Genomic DNA, 16,789 nt, shown 5'->3' with positions numbered 1-16,789 from the left:
CCAATATATTTGGCGGAATTTTTATTTATAAATACATTTGGCTGGGTCACATAATAAAGATAATGAAAAAATGCTTTTATAAAATATTTAAATTTTTTTTGATATTATTAGTTTTATTGAGCAGTAGTTTTTTTATTGCTGACTCTCTTTTTCCTTTATCTATCTCACAAAATAAAACTACCCAAACCGTTGTTGCAGCAGATGAAACTCCATTATGGCGATTTGCTGATCAAAATGGTGTTTGGCGTTATTCGGTCAGTCTTGATGAAGTGCCAGACTATTATCTTGAAGTTTTATTAAATTATGAAGATCGCTATTTTTATGAACATATTGGTATTAATCCGATTTCTTTATTTCGTGCAGCTTGGCAAAATATATCAAATGATAAAATCGTTTCCGGTGGTAGTACTATATCTATGCAAGTGGCAAGATTATTATATCCACACGATCGAACGCTAACGGGTAAGCTAAAACAGATCTTTCGAACCCTCCAGCTTGAATTACATTATAGTAAAGATGAGATCTTAACTTTATATATTAACCACGCACCCTATGGCGGCACAATAGAAGGTATTGGGGCGGCAAGTTGGTCTTATTTTGGTAAACAGCCTAAAGAGTTAACAAGAAGTGAGGCAGTATTATTAGCTGTGTTACCTCAAGCTCCAAGCCGGTTACGACCCGACCGATTTCCTGAAAGAGCCAAACAAGCTCGTGATAAAGTATTAGACCGATTGGCAGAATATAAAGTATGGTCAAATGATTTAATCGAAACCGTTCGACGCGATGAGGTTTGGGTATATCCACGAAAAGCACCACAAGTGGCTCCCTTACTGGCTTATCGTTTAAAAAATAAATACCCTAATGAGGATATTATTCATTCCACTATTGATGTTTCAATTCAATATAATTTAGAAGATTTAGCCATCAATCGTGTGAAACAACTACCTCCTAAAACATCATTGGCTATTTTAGTAGTCGATCATACTGATATGACAGTAAAAGGCTATGTCGGTTCAGCTGATTTTAATGACAATGAACGCTTTGGCCAAGTTGATATGATTAGTGCGTTACGTTCTCCTGGCTCTACACTAAAACCTTTTATTTATGCGCTTGCTCTTGATGAAGGTATGATTCATTCTGAATCGCTGTTGCAAGATGTTCCTCGTATTACTACCGATTATCGTCCGACCAATTTCGATGATGGTTTCTATGGGCCGGTTAGTGTATCTGACGCATTAAGTAAATCATTAAATTTACCTGCGGTTCAATTAATTGAGTTATATGGCCCCAAACGATTTGCAGGTAAATTGGCTGGTATTGGGTTACCTTTATCTTCGATAGGCAACGAGCCTAATATCTCCTATATATTAGGTGGCGCTTCATTAAGGATGGATAATCTTGTTAGTGCATATAGTGCATTTGCTAGGCATGGCGAAGTGAGTCCATTGCGCTTTACTCAAAAAGAGCCATTGATTAATAAACCCTTTATTTCAGATGGTAGTGCTTGGATAACAAGACAAATGTTAATTAATAGTAATCTATTAGCTTATAAAACAGGAACCAGTTATGGCTATCGGGATGCTTGGGCAGTTGGTATCAATCCAAGATATTTAATTGGTGTTTGGGTAGGGCGTCCTGATGGCACTCCCGTTGTTGGGCAATATGGTTCAATGTCTGCCATGCCAATTTTACAACATGTTAATTCAATTTTATTAAATAGAGAAAATCGTTTAAATCGTCCACTCACTACTTATGAAAAACCAGCATCAGTATCTTCTATGAAAATTTGTTGGCCATTAGGGCAACCTCTTCCGGAATCTGATGTAAATTGTCACCGTCAAAAGACCGCATGGGTTTTAAATAATATGACACCGCCAACACTAAGTACCTATGGTGAACTAAAAAATAATATCTATCGTTCTGGGTGGATAACGATTTGGGTAAATGAACGAGGTGAACGTGTTGCTGCTGATTGTCCCGGAGCACAAAAAAAACAACTTGCCCTATGGCCAGTATCATTAGAAAACTTTCTGTTAACAAAAGAGAAAAGGCGGACTCTATTACCACCAATTGATAAAAGTTGCCCTGTAATGGGACAAGATGTTTTTGCTTCACTCAATATCGTAGGTTTACGTGATAAACAATTGATTAGAGCATTACCAGGAAGTCATCAAGTTACAGTTGATTTAACTCCAGAGGGTGGATATGGGGAAAAATGGTGGTTTTTAGATGGAAACTTAGTTGCTAATTCTAAAGATAATGAAAAAGTGGCCTTAACTATTGCTAAAAAAGGTGTTCATCGTTTGCTATTATTAGATGAAAGCGGACAAATATTTCGATTAAAGTTTATGTCAGATTAATTAAGTAACAAACTCAGTGGTTAAATTATTGCCCATTAAATTTGTAACGGATCGTTATCTGAGGTTTATTTTAATCGGGATTAACAGAAATATCTAATGTGGCGGAAACAGTTAGCATTTACACTTTATGTCAGTGTTCAATGTGCTTGTAAGATAAGTTTAACAAAAGTTAGATAATCAATGTAGACGAAAATATAGTGATCAGTGGGATAATTATTTTCAATAAAGCTAATACTACAAATAAAGTCAGTCCATTGTTGATCTCTTATTAGTGGAAGATATTATTTGGCAATATGTAATTTAAATGTTTGATTTTGAAGAGCTTGTACGGATTCTGTATCAAGATGATTATCAGTAATAATGTCAGTAAAGCGGTTTAGTGGTATAGACGTAAATAAAGAATAAGTATTATATTTACTACTATCTGCAACAAGAACAACTTTATCTGCCTTCTCGGCAAAGCTAGATTTTATTAATGCTTTATCTTCAGTTGGTGCTGTTACACCTTTACTTAAGCTCCAAGAGTTACAACTAACAAAGGATATGTCAGGATTAATTTGTAAAAGCAAAGAGCGACCATGTTCACCGATGCAAGATTGGCTACTGTCATCAATTTTCCCACCAATTATTGTGACTTCAATTTGTTTAAATTCAGACAAAAATAGCGCGATATGTAAGTCAGATGTAATGACCCTAACTGGCATTTGCGTAATTCTTTTTGCTATTTCTAATGTCGTAGTACCGGCATCAAGAGCGATTGAGTCACCAGGTTTTATTAGCTTTGCAGCTACATCTGCTATAAGTTGTTTTTCATTAAAATTTTTGTGAATTTTTTCGAAAGTAGTGGGTTGATTTGGAATAAAACGGTTTAGTGTCACGCCTCCATGTGTTCGACTAATGACACCTTGTTGATCTAATTTGATTAAGTCACGACGAATAGTCGCTGGAGAGGCTTCAGTAGCAATAACTAAATCTTCGACTGTCACTAGATTATGAATTTTTAAATAATCCATGATTTGATCTAGTCGATTGTATTTTCCCACTGAAAACTCCTCTTTTATTTTACTTAATTAGATAACAGTTCCGCTAATCGGATTGATTCTATCATACTATCTGGTTTTGCGACACCTTGCCAAGCAATATCATAGGCGGTTCCGTGGTCAGCGGATGTGCGAATGAAAGGTAAACCAGCTGCAATATTTACACCATCATAAAATCCTAATAACTTAAGTGGAATATGACCTTGATCGTGATACATAGCAACGACTATATCAAATTTGCCTTGGTGTGCTTGTAAAAATACAGTATCTGGTGCACATGGTCCAATGGCGTCAATTCCGTATTGGCGCATTTTTTCGATAGCGGGAGTAACAATTTTAATCTCTTCATCACCAAACAAACCATGTTCACCAGCATGAGGATTAACGCCTGCAACGGCAATTCTAGGGTGCTTAATCCCAATTTTTTTAAGGAAATTATCAGCAATTTTAATTACTTTTTCAATGCGTTCACTGTTTAAGGTATCTAAGAATTTACGTAATGAGACATGGGTTGTGACATGGATGACTTTAAGTGAATCGGTATAAAGCACCATTGCTACATCTTTGCTATCAGTTAATTTTGCTAATAATTCGGTATGTCCTGGATACATATGCCCAGCAGAATGTAAGGCTTCTTTATTTAATGGTGCGGTGGCAATAGCTGAAACTTCGCCGCTTAAAGCAAGCTCAGTCGCCTTTTTCACACAATGGTAAGCCAAATCACCAGCTTGCGGTTGAATGATACCAGGTTTTAGAGAATCAATATCATCTAACTTTATATCAATGACATTAATAATATTAGGTTGAAAAATAGCATTACTAACTTGTTCAATCACATTAATTGAAACATTAGTAAATAACCCCATTTTTAATTGCTTTTTCAGAACTTCAGCAGAACCAACTACAACAGAATGTATATTTTTAAGTACTTCTGATTGTAGAGCTTTTACAATAATTTCTGGTCCAATACCAGCTGGATCCCCCATTGTTATCGCTACGATTTTTGACATCGTACTTCTCCTTTAAATAAATTCTAATGTTTTTAAAAAAATATCATTTGAACCAAAGCCTCCAGCTTTGGTAAATACACGATATTTTATAGGTTTGTTACTTATTAATTGACCATAAGGTACACCAGGACTTACTTGTCCTTCAATTCTAAACCCTATAGCTCCTAAAGACTTGGCTATAGCTATCGCTACATCTCCACCAGTCAAAAATAGATTTTTAAACTGTAGCCGATTGACTAATTGACCTAAAGATTGACAGATATGTTCACCAAGTTGTTCTCGAGTTAAGTTATATTCCTTACAATAATCTTCAACTTTATAACGATCGTCTATATTAGAACTTGTTCTGACTATGCAATGTTTTTGATAATCTAGTTGTGATTGAATCTTTTTTGTTAATTGGGTTAATGTAAATAATGATATATTTGGTAATAATTCGGTAATATTTATATCAAAAATTACCCAATTATCATTCTGATTAACCGTATAATTTATTTGTTGTTGTGTCTTTTCACTCATTGAACCCGCTATGACTAATAATGGATGAGTACTTATCCTGGGCTTAGTTGTATTTTTTTCTTGATGAATTATTGGTAAAAAATCAATCAAACCAGCTGATCCAACTAGTAATAATTTCTCTTGTAATGGTAAGATTTGTTCAACTATACATTGCAAATCACCGTTTGTTTCAGCATCAACAACAATCATTTTTTTACCATTATTGATAGCATTTTCAATATGTTCTTTTAACTTATAATTTCTTACTTGATCTAAATTGACCTCTACACATGAATAGTTTGTTTGTTGTTCAATACAATCTTTTATATTTGATGAGTAAACAGGCGTTTTAGGGTCACTAGCAAATTCAGTATTAATTAATTCAATTCCATTTATGTAACAATTTCCATTTATTGTCGTACGATTCATATTGGGATATGCAGGAACAACCAACGCAACTTTATTTTTAAAATTATCCAATAGCGTGGCTATTTCAGTACCAATATTTCCTCGTAAAGTAGAATCAATTTTCTTATAAATTTGCTTAACGTCAGGATTATTAATAATAACTTTTTGTATTCTTCTTTGGGCTTCTTTATTTGTAACGGCGCGACTTTCAGTATTCACGACTATAACATTATTATTTTTACTTTCTTGAAAACTATGTTTTTCTGATAAGTTGGCTTCTTCCCAATTGAAAATTACATCAACAACCAATCCTTTGTTTACTAATTGAACTCCAGCGTCATTAGAACCGGTGAAGTCATCAGCAATAATCAACTTAATCATTAAGAACTCTTAATTATAAATAATTCCAGTTTTCTGATTATACATATTCTTTATTAAAAAAAACAATTATTATGATTAAAATAAATCAAAAATTGCATTATGTGATCTTGATCATAGTTTTTCATATTCAATTTGATCAAAATGCAAACATAAATTAACATTTAGTGATTAAATGAAATCAATATGATTTTTAATTGTCATTTTTGGGGCGTTTGTTGGAGATGATTATGCATATAAATAGCACAATTCTTAGTGGACAAGGAGTTTTAAAAGATCTTCATTTTTTATTTAAAGATCGTAAGCATGTTCTGTTTATAACAGATCAAAATATTATTAATTTATCCGTAACAAAAGAACTCATTAAAAAAGTGCAAGAAAATGTTGCTTTAGTAACCATAGTTGATGATATTCCGCCGGAACCAAGCCATCAAGATGTAACTAACTTACTTAATAAAATGAAGGTATCTAACGCCGATCTCGTAATAGGTGTAGGTGGTGGAAGTGTACTTGATGTAGCTAAATTGATTTCTGTTTTATGCGTTAAAGATTCCAATATTACTCTTGAACAATTATTAGATGGGCAAAAACCAATTAAGCGGTGCACTTCTGTATTGATACCGACTACAGCCGGTACAGGATCAGAAGCAACACCAAATGCGATTCTAGCTATACCTGAAAAAATGACCAAGCAGGGTATTATTTCTCCCGTCATGTTACCTGATTATGTTTGTTTAGCACCTGAATTAACAACGTCAATGCCAAAGCATATTGCTGCTTCAACAGGTATAGATGCATTATGCCACCTAATAGAGTGTTTTACAGCCAGTATCTCTAATTCGGTTGGTGATAATTATGCTTTGATAGGTATGGAAAAGCTATTCAATTCACTCGAAAAATCAGTTAATGATATCACTGATATAGAAGCAAAATTAAATATGCTTTGGGCTTCTTATTGTGGTGGTGCCGCTATTGCTCATGCTGGTACTCATTTAGTTCATGCTATGTCTTACCCACTTGGTGGTAAATACCATATCCCTCATGGAGTTGCTAATGCAATTTTACTTGTACCTTGTATGGAATTTATTCGAGATGCAGTCGTTGATAAATTTGCTCAAGCCTATGATCTTTTACCTGATGCCGTTCTAACCTTAACCGCAGAAGAAAAATCGCATGCTTTAGTTAACTACTTTAGAGAATTAGTAAAACGTTTAGCATTACCTAGTAAATTACAAGAACTTAATATTTCACCAGATGACTTACCTTATTTAGTTGATGCAGCTCTTGATGTGAAACGTTTAATGAATAACGTGCCAAAGCAAGTTTCCAAAGAAGATGTATTAGCTATTTATCAATCGCTTTTATAGAAACTTTGGCTATTAGGAGTAAATATTATGAGAAAAAAAATAGAAGGGATTTTAACTGCTATCGTGACTACATTTGATGATAACGGTGATTTTTGTCCAAAACGAATGCGTAAACAAGTTCAACGTCAATTAACTAATGGTAACAGTGTTTTTTGTAATGGTACTAATGGTGAGTTTTTTGTATTAAGTACTCAAGAAAAAATTAAAGTGACTGAAGTTTGTGTTGATGAAGTTGCTGGCCGTTCACCAGTTATGGCTCATATTGGGGAAATCTCAACACGTGAAACAATCAAATTAGGCAAAGAGATAGAGAAATTAGGTGTTGATGCTGTATCAGTCATAGCACCTTATTTTATACCAGTTAAACAAGAAGAGCTAATCTATCACTACACGGCTATTGCTGACGCTCTTACTGTTCCCGTCTTTTTATACAATATCCCCGTCAGAACTGGTAACACAATTCAACCTGAAACAGCAGCCAAATTAGCTGAACATCCCAATATTTTAGGTATTAAAGATAGTGCAGGTAGTGCAGAAAGCTTACAAGCTTTTCTTGATGTAGCTAACAACATAAATGGATTTGATGTATTAACAGGGCCAGATTCGCTCATTTATCAAGGTTTTGTTGGTGGGGCAGTTGGATCAATTTCAGGACTCGCAAATGTAGCTCCGGGTTATATCAATGCCATTTGGAGAAATTTTAAAGAGGGTGATTTAGCTAAGTCTAAAGCTGCTCAAGATGCCGTTGGAAATTTAAGAAAAAATTTGTATGCAACAGTATTTTCACCAGCAGCTGTGAAGAAAGCATTAACTCTAATGGGCGAAGATGTTGGTGTAAGTCGTTATCCAGTTATGTTCTCTGATGAACATATAGCAACAATTAAAAATATTATTAAAAAACTATAACAAATATTTACATTGTAATTATATTAAAGATGAAAGGTGATTTATGCATTATTTTGGAACGATGGACACAATAATAATAATTAGTATTGTGGTTCTCTACATATTAGCTACCTCATGGATGACTTATTTTTTAAGAAGTAAAAACAATAGTGATTTCATGGAAGGTTCTCGAGCTGTACCTGCAATTGTTGTAGGTATTTTATTGATGACTGAGTATATTGGTGCGAAGTCAACTATAGGAACAGCTCAGTCTGCATTTGATAATGGTATTGCAGCGTCATGGTCAGTTATAGGTGCTGCAATAGGGTTTCCATTATTTGGCTTGATATTAGTTAAAAAAATTTATAACACTGGAGAAATCACTATTTCTGGTGCTATTGCACAAAAATATGGTAACTCAACTAAGAATTTAATTTCTCTAATAATGATTTATGCATTAACACTAGTAAATGTTGGAAATTATATTAGTGGAGCTGCAGCTATTTCTACTGTGCTCCAAATCTCTTTACCTGTTGCTGCTCTTATTACTGCAGTGGTAAGTACATTTTATTTCGCTTTTGGTGGATTGAAAGGTGTGGCTTATGTAACAATTATTCATAGCGCCGTTAAATATTTTGGTGTGTTATTTATTTTAGGAACGGCGCTTTATCTTACCGGTGGTTTTGGTCCTATGATTGAACAAATGCCACCTCATTATTGGACTTGGGATGGTTCAATCGGTGCAAGTACAATTTTCGCCTGGTTAATTGGTACTATAGGTTCAATATTCTGTACACAATTTGTTATTCAAGCTATATCATCAACTAAAGATGCTAAATCAGCTAAAAGAGCTTGTTGGTATGCTTTCTTTTTCTGCTTACCAATTGCGATAGCAATAGCTATTATCGGTGTTTGTGCAAAATTCCTTCACCCTGAAATCAAAAGTTTATATGCATTACCTGTATTTATTCAAGATATGAATCCTATCATGGCAGGCATTATTACTACATCATTAGTTGCTTCAATTTTTATCAGTGTTAGTACAGTGGCATTAGCAATAGCTTCTTTAATTGTTAAAGATTTCTATGTTCCTTACTGTAAGCCAACAGCAGAAAAAGAATTTAAAGCAACAAAAATTATTTCGGTTATTGTTGGTTTTGCTCCATTATTACTTGTACTTGCTTTCCCTGAAGTTCTGAAATTATCATTCTTCACAAGAGCAATTCGATTATCAATTACCATTGTGGCAATGATAGCCTTCTATCTACCATTTTTAAATAGTACTCGAGCTGCAAATATGGCTTTAGTTGGTGCTGCAATTATAACGTCTCTTTGGTTCTACTGCGGTGATCCGTTTGGTATTAATAACATGTATGTAGCATTAATTTCACCTGCATTAATTATGTTATTAGACAAAGTGCTAATCAGTCCTTTTGTAAAAACTAAAGTGAAAGCGGATAATTTATAAGGAGATAACGGAATGACAAAAGTAAGATTAGATTGTTCAGGCCGATTATGTAAAAACACTGATGATACAAAACGTGTTGATGCATATTTGCCGACCGAATGTGTGCAAAATCATGCAGCAAATTTGTTGCAATTGCCAAACGGTGATCTACTTTGCACTTGGTTTGGAGGAACACAAGAAGGGATTCCTGACATTTCTGCGTATTATTCTAGATTGAAAAAAGGAAGTGATACATGGACAAAAGCGGTTAAACTTTCAGATGATCCAACACGATCTGAACAAAATCCATTATTCTTTTTAGATCCTGATAATGTTCTATGGATTTTGTATACTGCGCAAATTTCAGGAAACCAAGATACTGCGATTGTCCGTTATCGAAAATCACTAGATTATGGAGAAACCTGGGGGCCGATTGAAACATTATTGGAAGACCCCAATAAAGGTATTTTTATTCGCCAGCCTATTACTGTTATGCCAAACGGGGATTGGTTATTGCCAGTTTTTTACTGTATTGCAAAGCCCGGTGAAAAGTGGGTTGGAAGTTATGACACTAGCGGTGTGATGATTTCTAAAGATAAAGGTAAGACATGGTCAAATATTGATGTTCCTGAAAGCCTAGGCTGTGTGCATATGAATATCTTAATGCTAAAAGATAACTCTTTGTATGCTATTTTTCGAAGTCGTTGGGCTGATTATATTTATGAAAGTAGATCAACAGATGGTGGCTATACGTGGACAAAACCAATTGCTACCATTTTACCTAATAATAATTCATCAATTCAAGCCACTGTATTAGATAATGGACATATTGCCTTAGTGTTTAATAATTCAAGTGCCAAAGATGCCAAAGAAAGGCGAGTGTCTCTTTATGATGAAATAGAAGATGAAAGCAGTGCACATAAAGAAGAAGCAAAAATTCTTGATGGGCAAAAAAATGCTTTCTGGGGTGCTCCTAGAGCGCCTATGTCGTTAGCAATTTCCACTGATAATGGTAAAACATGGCCCTATATTCGAAATTTGGATGAAGGTGATGGTTACTGTATGTCAAATAATTCAAAAGACAATCTTAATCGAGAGTTTTCATATCCAAGTATCAAACAAGGCTTAGATGGTAAGTTACACATTGCCTATACCTATTTTAGAATGGCAATTAAATATGTTTTGGTTGAAGAGGATTGGGTTAAGTCCACTATTAATAATAAGTTCTAGCAAATTTAAAGGGCTTAAATTTTAAAAAGTAAACTGGCAAAGGGAGATTGGAAATGATTGCTGGTAATACAAAATTTCTACATTTAGCAACACTACCTAAGTCGTTATATAGTATTTTAGCTCGACCAGAGGCTAGCTTTGAATATCTAAAGACTTTACCTGATGGTAAATATCAACTAAAAGGAGAAAGGTGGTTTTATAATGTCGGTGATTCTTATACTTCGCCTGAGCAAGAGCGACATACAGAGTTCCATAAGCTATTTTTAGATATTCAAATGATCTTAGAAGGTGAAGAAATCATTCGTTACAGTTTGATTGATTCTAGTAATGAACCTTGCTATGAGAAAAAACCTGATTTGTATATTTTGGAAAATCCTAAGATAAATAATGCTATTTATTTAACTGAAGGAGATTTTGTTACTTTTGCACCTGGTGAAGCCCATCAGGCTTTGTGTATGATTAATGTTCCACAAAAAGTACGAAAAGCTGTATTTAAAGTTCCCATAGATATTATTTAAATTCAATTATCATTTACTAAAACATCCAACAAGTAAGCCAAAGCAAGTTCAGTTACTGAGCTTGCTTTTTTAGTTAAAACTTTTATGTATTTTCAACGTATCTGATATGTATCATAATTCAATATAACTATAAGTTATAACCATGTAAACATTTGTTATTTATCCATACGATTCTTTATTGATAGACTTGATATATATATAAACCAGTCCTTCATTTTTTGGGAGTCGATATGAAATTTTTAACTAAATCATTAACAGCTGCAGCACTATTTACGGTCTTGTTAGGTATCAATTCAGCCTACGCCGATCGTTTGGATGATATTGAAAAACGAGGGGAGATCAAGATTGCTGTTTTTGATAGTAATCCTCCGTTTGGATTTATTGATGAAAAAACTAATAAAATTGCTGGGCTTGATGTTGATTATGCTAATGAAATTGCTAAAGCATTGAATGTAAAAGTCGAACTTGTTCCAACTAATCCAGCCAACCGTATTCCTTTACTAACCTCACAAAAAGCAGATCTGATTGTTGCAAACTTTACGGTTACTGATGAACGATCTAAAACAGTCGATTTTAGTTTGCCTTATTTTGCTACTGGCCAGAAGTTTGTAGCTAAAAAAGGATTCCTAAAAACAGCAGATGATCTTAAAAATCTTCGTATAGGTGCCGATAAAGGTACAGTGATGGAAATTACTCTACGTGAGAAGTACCCAACTGCTAAAGTAATCTCATATGATGATACACCTTTTGCTTTTGCAGCATTACGCAATGGTGTTGTACAAGCTATTACTCAAGATGACGCAAAGTTAATTGGTTTACTTGCTAATGTTCCAGAAGAACAACGAGCTGCTTTTGAAATATCTCCATTTAGTATAACTCAAGAATATCAAGCTGTAGGTATTCCAAAAGGGGAAACCCGCTTGAAAGAAAAAGTTGACCAAATATTATTAAAGCTTGAAAATGATGGTGAAGCGTTAACTATCTATAACCGTTGGTTTGGACCTGATACAAATTCAGCCATGCCTCGTGGTGATTTCAAAATAGGTAAAGGTCAATAAATAATGTATGAGCAATTACTGGAACCCCGTTATTTATGGTGGTTGTGGGATGGTTTTTTAGTCACTATCGCTATTTCAGTTTTAACAATCATTCTCTCTACAATATTTGGTTTTTTGCTAGTTATTGCTCAACAAAGTCATATCAAAATTATCAAAGGCGTTGTAATTAGTTATAACGCTATTTTTCGTTATTCTCCATTGTTACCGCAGCTTTTTTTCTGGTATTTTGGTATAGGTAATTTGTTACCAGTAGAATTTAAAATGTGGCTATTTGATGAACCGCAAATCCAGCTGTTTTTTTTCTCTTTAAAAATGCCTTCTTTTGAATTTATTATTGGTTTAATTGGATTAACATGTTACTCCAGCGCTTTTATTGCTGAAGAATTTCGAGCAGGAATTTTGGGAATAAGCAATGGTCAAGAACAAGCATCATTAGCTTTAGGTCTTACACGTTGGCAAAGTATGCGGTTTATTATTTTACCTCAGAGCATTCGTATCGCATTTCCTCCGTTAATTGGTCAATATATGAATATCATCAAAAATTCCTCTTTAACAATGGCTATTGGGGTGTTGGAACTATCTTATGTTTCACGTCAAGTTGAAACCGAATCGCTGAAAACATTTCAGGATTTTGCGATAGCAACATTTTTATATATTTTAGCCATTGTTATTGTTGGGACACTAGGCAATATTTACCAATCAAAGCGATTAAACAGGGTCTAATTTTTTATGGATTTTAAAGGTTTTGAAGTAATTTGGAATAATTTAGATTACCTAATGTGGGGTAATTTCCCAGGCGGTATTGTGTTGACTCTTTTGATGAGCTTAGCTGCTATTATCTTTTCGTCTATTTTAGGTATTTTCGCTGGTATTGGTCTAACTGTTTGCAAAGGATTTTTACGTCAACTTTTAGTTGTCGTATTAGGATTTTTAAGAGCGATTCCCGTTATTATGCTGATATTTTGGACTTATTTTTTGTTGCCAGTGCTATTGAATGTTGATGTGCCAGCTATTACAACAGTTATTTTTGCTTTATCTTTAATTGGTGGCGCATATATTGGTCATTCCGTATATGCGGGAATGGTAGCTATTGCTAAAGAACAGTGGCAAGCGGCTTTTTCGTTAGGTTTAAATAAAAGACAAGTCATCATTTTTGTTATTCTTCCTCAAGCATTAAAAATGATGCTGCCTTCATTTGTTAATCAATGGGTATCATTAATTAAAGATACGTCTTTAGCTTATATAGTGGGTGTTGCAGAATTTACATTCATTGCTACCCAAATTAATAATCGTAGTATGGTTTATCCTACTGAAATATTTTTATTTGTGATTGTTGTTTATTTTATTATTTGTGCTGCACTTGATTTTACTGTCTCTTTATTGCCGAAATACCATTTGATTACTCGAAAAAATAAACGATAAATATCATTTATTAAATGTTCAAAATCCTTTTTAAGGTTCTTTTAAGCTTTATTGATTAAATTACAACTAAATATTGTTTTTATAGGTCGTTGTATGTTGCTTGATATGAACACTCATCTTTTTTTATTAATTAATGCTCAAGAACAAGCCTCCAAATTATTTATTCTTTTTGCCATATTTTGTGCAAATTATTTAATCTTTGTTCCTATAGTCATATTGGGAATATGTTTTTTATTCAAACCTGTTTATAGACAATTAATCATAAAAATTGCTTTAGGTTTGGCTGTAGCCTTGTTTGTAACCTTTGTTATTCGACATCTATTTTATTCTCCACGTCCATTTGTTCTTAATATTGGTACGAACTATTTGAATCACGATAAAACGAGTTCTCTTCCTAGTCAGCACGCTGTTTTTATTTGGACTATTTGCTTCTCACTTTATCTAAATTATAAAAAGCAATTTAAAGCATTAACTTATCTATGTACGATTGTTGCATTACTTGTTTGTTGGAGTCGAATCTACTTAGGTGTTCATTGGCCACTGGATATTCTGGTTGGTATGTTGTTAAGTTTTATCTCTGTTTATTTAGTCAAAAAGATATGGTTTATGCGCTCAAAAAGTTTTAAATAATTATTCGCTAAATTATAACTATCAAAATGAACTTAAATTTTTAAAGCATTGGGAAATAAATAGTAAAGCGTATAATAGTTGTAAATGTTACATTTCTTAAATCAAAATTAGGTAACACTATAATGAAAATTCTTATAGTAGAAGATGATAGTTTATTACAAAAAGGTTTATATGACGCGATAACGTCTAATGGCTATGTTTGTGAAGTCGCATCTAATGGCAAGCAAGCTGAGGATCTTATTGAGTTTGCACAGTTTAGTTTAATTATTCTTGATTTAGGTTTGCCTGATTGTGATGGCTTAGAGTTACTCACCCGATGGCGCAAAAAAAATATCGATATTCCTGTACTAATTTTAACCGCTCGCGATACTATCGAAGATAGAGTTGAAGGTTTAGATCTTGGTGCAGATGATTATTTAATAAAACCCTTCGCCTTAACCGAATTGCTAGCCAGAATAAGAGCGTTAATTCGTCGAAATCAAGGAACTGCCGATAATATTGTTAACTATGGTCCAATTTCAATAGATATTAAACTTCAAAAAGCTACTTTAAATAATCAAGAAGTGATATTGACGCCAAAAGAATTTATTTTACTATCTAGATTGATGTTGAAAGCTGGTAAAAAAGTGCATCGAAGTTTATTACAAAATGATCTATATGATTGGCAGAGTGATCCAAGTTCAAATGTGCTTGAAGTTTATATTCACGCCTTAAGGAATAAATTAGGAAAAGATTTAATTAAGACTGTGCGTGGGTATGGCTATCAACTCAATATTAATAATTAGTTATTATTTTAAAATTAATTGAATGGCAAATTTATGATTGAACAGTCTTTGAATAATATTCGACATAGTATCCGTTGGAATCTATTTTTTACTTTGGGTGCAATAATGCTAATTTGCCAAATTATTACGGTATTTTGGTTATGGCATGAGAGTAAAGAGCAAATTGATGTTTTAGTTAACTTAACGTTAAGTCAAAATAAAATAGATGAAGTGGTTGAACATGAAGAATTAGAAGCAATTTTTGCATTATTTTGCTCAGCATTTTCCATGATGGTTGTAACTTTATTTTTGGCCTATAAGGCGATTAAATGGATTACTAAACCCCTTGAGATACTTGAAAAAGATTTAAATAAAAGAACTGAAGATAATCTTAAGCCAATAAAACCAATCAGTAATATGCGTGAAATTAAGTCAATTACTACGGTATTAAATAATTTATTTGAAAGGCTTACTAATACATTATCTCAAGAACGTTTATTTACAGCAGATGTAGCTCACGAGATGAGAACACCTTTAGCAGGTATTCGATTACATCTAGAACTATTAGAAAGTAAAGATAAAATAGATTCCCATGAGTTAATTGAACGAATAGATCGTTTAGTAAATACCGTAGAACAACTATTAATGCTTGCTCGAGCAAGTCAAAAATTTACTCTAGGCCAGTATCAAAAAATTAATTTTCTAGATGATATTCAAATTCCCCTTTTTGATGAATTGACAGAGTTAACAGTACAAAAACAACAAAGTATTGATTGGGAAATTACGGGTAATAATATAATTTTTAATGGTGATGCGACTTTGATTCGTTTACTGATTCGTAATTTGGTTGAAAACAGTTATCGGTATAGTCCAAATGAAAGTAAAATTACTATTAGTTTTTATAAAGATGCTGAAGAAATTGTGATAGCCGTTAAAGATGAAGGGAGCGGTATTGATGAGTCAAAAACAGAAAAGTTAACCCAAGCTTTTTTCAGAATGGATCGTAAACATGATGGAATAGGGCTCGGTTTGAGTATTGTTAATCGTATTACTAAATTACATCATGGCCAATTTACATTAAGAAATCGGCAAGACCAAAAGGGTACGATTGCCGAAGTCAGACTTAATGATTCACATCATCAATTAACTTAGTGATTAATGAATTATGCTTATTTTCTCGAATTAGTGATAATAAAAATCGTTGCCATGTGCGTTCAATTTTGGCTTTTGCAAAAAAGCCTACATAGTTAGCGATAGGAATAAATGTCGAATTACCAATGTTATCAATAATAATTAAGCGATTTTCCTCTGGTGACAAATGCTGAAATAAAATATTTTTACTCTTGATTGTCATAGTAATGATTCTATCTTTCAGCAAGGCTGTTTTTAATGCTTTGAGTGATACAACTAACGCATCATAATTTTGATTAGTTGCTTGTTCGTCGAACAGATATTTTTCTAATGGAATAGAAATTTTTCCATCATAGTCACGAATAAGTTCAAAAACATGACCTTGACCAAAATTAGTCATTACAGGACCATAATATTTTGCTAGCACATCCCATGAGATATTGCGATTTATAAGGTGCTTATAATAGGCAATTTCACGGTTTGTTTCTTCTTCTGCTCCTTCATTATAATTGACTTTGATACATTTATTAGGATCATCGGGATGATGATAGCATTTGCGGTGTAAACCTTTACTTATATAATCTTTTTCAGCAAGTTGAATTAAGTTTTCCATCAATTTTTATCGTGTTATTTACTATTAGTT

General features: G+C 33.3%; 16 protein-coding genes. 12 read left to right on the top strand and 4 right to left on the bottom strand.

Annotation, left to right across the window (positions count from 1 at the left end; translation table 11 throughout):
• Positions 1-62: 62 nt before the first annotated feature.
• The gene (gene pbpC, locus J3U00_RS04200; RefSeq protein ID WP_370632588.1) at positions 63-2,360 is read left to right on the top strand and encodes a penicillin-binding protein 1C; all 2,298 of its coding nucleotides are present in this window, start codon (positions 63-65) and stop codon (positions 2,358-2,360) included.
• A 281-nt stretch (positions 2,361-2,641) separates the two neighbouring features.
• On the opposite strand, the gene J3U00_RS04195 is transcribed toward pbpC, so the two are convergent.
• From J3U00_RS04195 to dtnK, 3 genes are read right to left on the bottom strand one after another with little or no spacing between them, the layout of a single operon-like run.
• Positions 2,642-3,403 (bottom strand): DeoR/GlpR family DNA-binding transcription regulator, encoded by a 762-nt coding sequence (locus tag J3U00_RS04195; protein ID WP_141677452.1) that lies wholly within the window; start codon positions 3,401-3,403, stop codon positions 2,642-2,644.
• A 23-nt stretch (positions 3,404-3,426) separates the two neighbouring features.
• Positions 3,427-4,410, bottom strand: a complete 984-nt coding sequence (pdxA, locus tag J3U00_RS04190) for a 4-hydroxythreonine-4-phosphate dehydrogenase PdxA (RefSeq protein ID WP_267331668.1) — start codon at positions 4,408-4,410, stop codon at positions 3,427-3,429.
• 12 nt (positions 4,411-4,422) lie between these two features.
• A complete protein-coding gene (gene dtnK, locus J3U00_RS04185; RefSeq protein WP_267331667.1) occupies positions 4,423-5,697 on the bottom strand; it encodes a D-threonate kinase in 1,275 nt (424 codons plus the stop codon).
• A 227-nt stretch (positions 5,698-5,924) separates the two neighbouring features.
• On the opposite strand from dtnK, the gene J3U00_RS04180 reads away from it, so the two are divergent.
• The 11 genes from J3U00_RS04180 to pmrB all read left to right on the top strand — a co-directional run bounded on the left by J3U00_RS04180 (position 5,925) and on the right by pmrB (position 16,167).
• The gene (locus J3U00_RS04180; RefSeq protein WP_267331666.1) at positions 5,925-7,061 is read left to right on the top strand and encodes an iron-containing alcohol dehydrogenase; all 1,137 of its coding nucleotides are present in this window, start codon (positions 5,925-5,927) and stop codon (positions 7,059-7,061) included.
• Positions 7,062-7,088: 27 nt separating this feature from the next.
• Positions 7,089-7,967, top strand: a complete 879-nt coding sequence (locus tag J3U00_RS04175; protein ID WP_267331665.1) for a dihydrodipicolinate synthase family protein — start codon at positions 7,089-7,091, stop codon at positions 7,965-7,967.
• Between the two features lie 43 nt (positions 7,968-8,010).
• Positions 8,011-9,414, top strand: coding sequence for a sodium:solute symporter family protein (locus J3U00_RS04170; protein ID WP_267330616.1), 1,404 nt, complete (start codon positions 8,011-8,013; stop codon positions 9,412-9,414).
• Between the two features lie 12 nt (positions 9,415-9,426).
• Positions 9,427-10,623 (top strand): sialidase family protein, encoded by a 1,197-nt coding sequence (locus J3U00_RS04165; RefSeq protein WP_267330615.1) that lies wholly within the window; start codon positions 9,427-9,429, stop codon positions 10,621-10,623.
• A 53-nt stretch (positions 10,624-10,676) separates the two neighbouring features.
• Positions 10,677-11,141 (top strand): YhcH/YjgK/YiaL family protein, encoded by a 465-nt coding sequence (locus J3U00_RS04160; protein WP_267330614.1) that lies wholly within the window; start codon positions 10,677-10,679, stop codon positions 11,139-11,141.
• A 230-nt stretch (positions 11,142-11,371) separates the two neighbouring features.
• Positions 11,372-12,199 (top strand): ABC transporter substrate-binding protein, encoded by an 828-nt coding sequence (locus J3U00_RS04155; protein WP_267331664.1) that lies wholly within the window; start codon positions 11,372-11,374, stop codon positions 12,197-12,199.
• A 3-nt stretch (positions 12,200-12,202) separates the two neighbouring features.
• Complete coding sequence (locus J3U00_RS04150; protein ID WP_065733860.1) at positions 12,203-12,922, top strand: amino acid ABC transporter permease; 720 nt, start codon at positions 12,203-12,205, stop codon at positions 12,920-12,922.
• A gap of 6 nt (positions 12,923-12,928) precedes the next feature.
• Positions 12,929-13,621 carry an amino acid ABC transporter permease gene (locus J3U00_RS04145; protein WP_065561858.1) on the top strand — a complete coding sequence of 231 codons (693 nt, stop codon included), beginning with the start codon at positions 12,929-12,931 and terminating at the stop codon, positions 13,619-13,621.
• Positions 13,622-13,726: 105 nt separating this feature from the next.
• Positions 13,727-14,251, top strand: a complete 525-nt coding sequence (locus tag J3U00_RS04140; RefSeq protein WP_267331663.1) for a phosphatase PAP2 family protein — start codon at positions 13,727-13,729, stop codon at positions 14,249-14,251.
• Between the two features lie 122 nt (positions 14,252-14,373).
• Entirely contained in the window at positions 14,374-15,036 is a 663-nt protein-coding gene (gene pmrA / locus J3U00_RS04135; RefSeq protein ID WP_267331662.1) for a two-component system response regulator PmrA, read from the top strand.
• A gap of 33 nt (positions 15,037-15,069) precedes the next feature.
• On the top strand, positions 15,070-16,167 hold the full coding sequence (gene pmrB / locus J3U00_RS04130; RefSeq protein WP_267331661.1) for a two-component system sensor histidine kinase PmrB: 1,098 nt from the start codon (positions 15,070-15,072) through the stop codon (positions 16,165-16,167).
• Here the strand turns inward: pmrB and J3U00_RS04125 are convergent.
• Positions 16,139-16,759 (bottom strand): YrbL family protein, encoded by a 621-nt coding sequence (locus J3U00_RS04125; RefSeq protein WP_267331660.1) that lies wholly within the window; start codon positions 16,757-16,759, stop codon positions 16,139-16,141. The genes pmrB and J3U00_RS04125 overlap by 29 nt on opposite strands.
• Positions 16,760-16,789: the final 30 nt, after the last annotated feature.

The sequence above is a fragment of the Gilliamella sp. B3127 genome, assembly GCF_026536935.1.
GTDB lineage: Bacteria > Pseudomonadota > Gammaproteobacteria > Enterobacterales > Orbaceae > Gilliamella > Gilliamella apicola_E.
This window is presented reverse-complemented; position numbering and strand designations above follow the sequence as displayed.

What these genes read in the sequence shown, in the direction of transcription:
- pmrA (WP_267331662.1), top strand. Translation starts at nt 14,374, where the DNA reads ATGAAAATTCTTATAGTAGAAGATGATAGTTTATTACAAAAAGGTTTA.
- J3U00_RS04145 (WP_065561858.1), top strand. Translation starts at nt 12,929, where the DNA reads ATGGATTTTAAAGGTTTTGAAGTAATTTGGAATAATTTAGATTACCTA.
- pmrB (WP_267331661.1), top strand. Translation starts at nt 15,070, where the DNA reads ATGATTGAACAGTCTTTGAATAATATTCGACATAGTATCCGTTGGAAT.
- pdxA (WP_267331668.1), bottom strand. Translation starts at nt 4,410, where the DNA reads ATGTCAAAAATCGTAGCGATAACAATGGGGGATCCAGCTGGTATTGGA.
- J3U00_RS04140 (WP_267331663.1), top strand. Translation starts at nt 13,727, where the DNA reads ATGAACACTCATCTTTTTTTATTAATTAATGCTCAAGAACAAGCCTCC.
- J3U00_RS04165 (WP_267330615.1), top strand. Translation starts at nt 9,427, where the DNA reads ATGACAAAAGTAAGATTAGATTGTTCAGGCCGATTATGTAAAAACACT.
- J3U00_RS04170 (WP_267330616.1), top strand. Translation starts at nt 8,011, where the DNA reads ATGCATTATTTTGGAACGATGGACACAATAATAATAATTAGTATTGTG.
- J3U00_RS04175 (WP_267331665.1), top strand. Translation starts at nt 7,089, where the DNA reads ATGAGAAAAAAAATAGAAGGGATTTTAACTGCTATCGTGACTACATTT.
- dtnK (WP_267331667.1), bottom strand. Translation starts at nt 5,697, where the DNA reads ATGATTAAGTTGATTATTGCTGATGACTTCACCGGTTCTAATGACGCT.
- J3U00_RS04150 (WP_065733860.1), top strand. Translation starts at nt 12,203, where the DNA reads ATGTATGAGCAATTACTGGAACCCCGTTATTTATGGTGGTTGTGGGAT.
- pbpC (WP_370632588.1), top strand. Translation starts at nt 63, where the DNA reads ATGAAAAAATGCTTTTATAAAATATTTAAATTTTTTTTGATATTATTA.
- J3U00_RS04155 (WP_267331664.1), top strand. Translation starts at nt 11,372, where the DNA reads ATGAAATTTTTAACTAAATCATTAACAGCTGCAGCACTATTTACGGTC.
- J3U00_RS04160 (WP_267330614.1), top strand. Translation starts at nt 10,677, where the DNA reads ATGATTGCTGGTAATACAAAATTTCTACATTTAGCAACACTACCTAAG.
- J3U00_RS04180 (WP_267331666.1), top strand. Translation starts at nt 5,925, where the DNA reads ATGCATATAAATAGCACAATTCTTAGTGGACAAGGAGTTTTAAAAGAT.
- J3U00_RS04125 (WP_267331660.1), bottom strand. Translation starts at nt 16,759, where the DNA reads ATGGAAAACTTAATTCAACTTGCTGAAAAAGATTATATAAGTAAAGGT.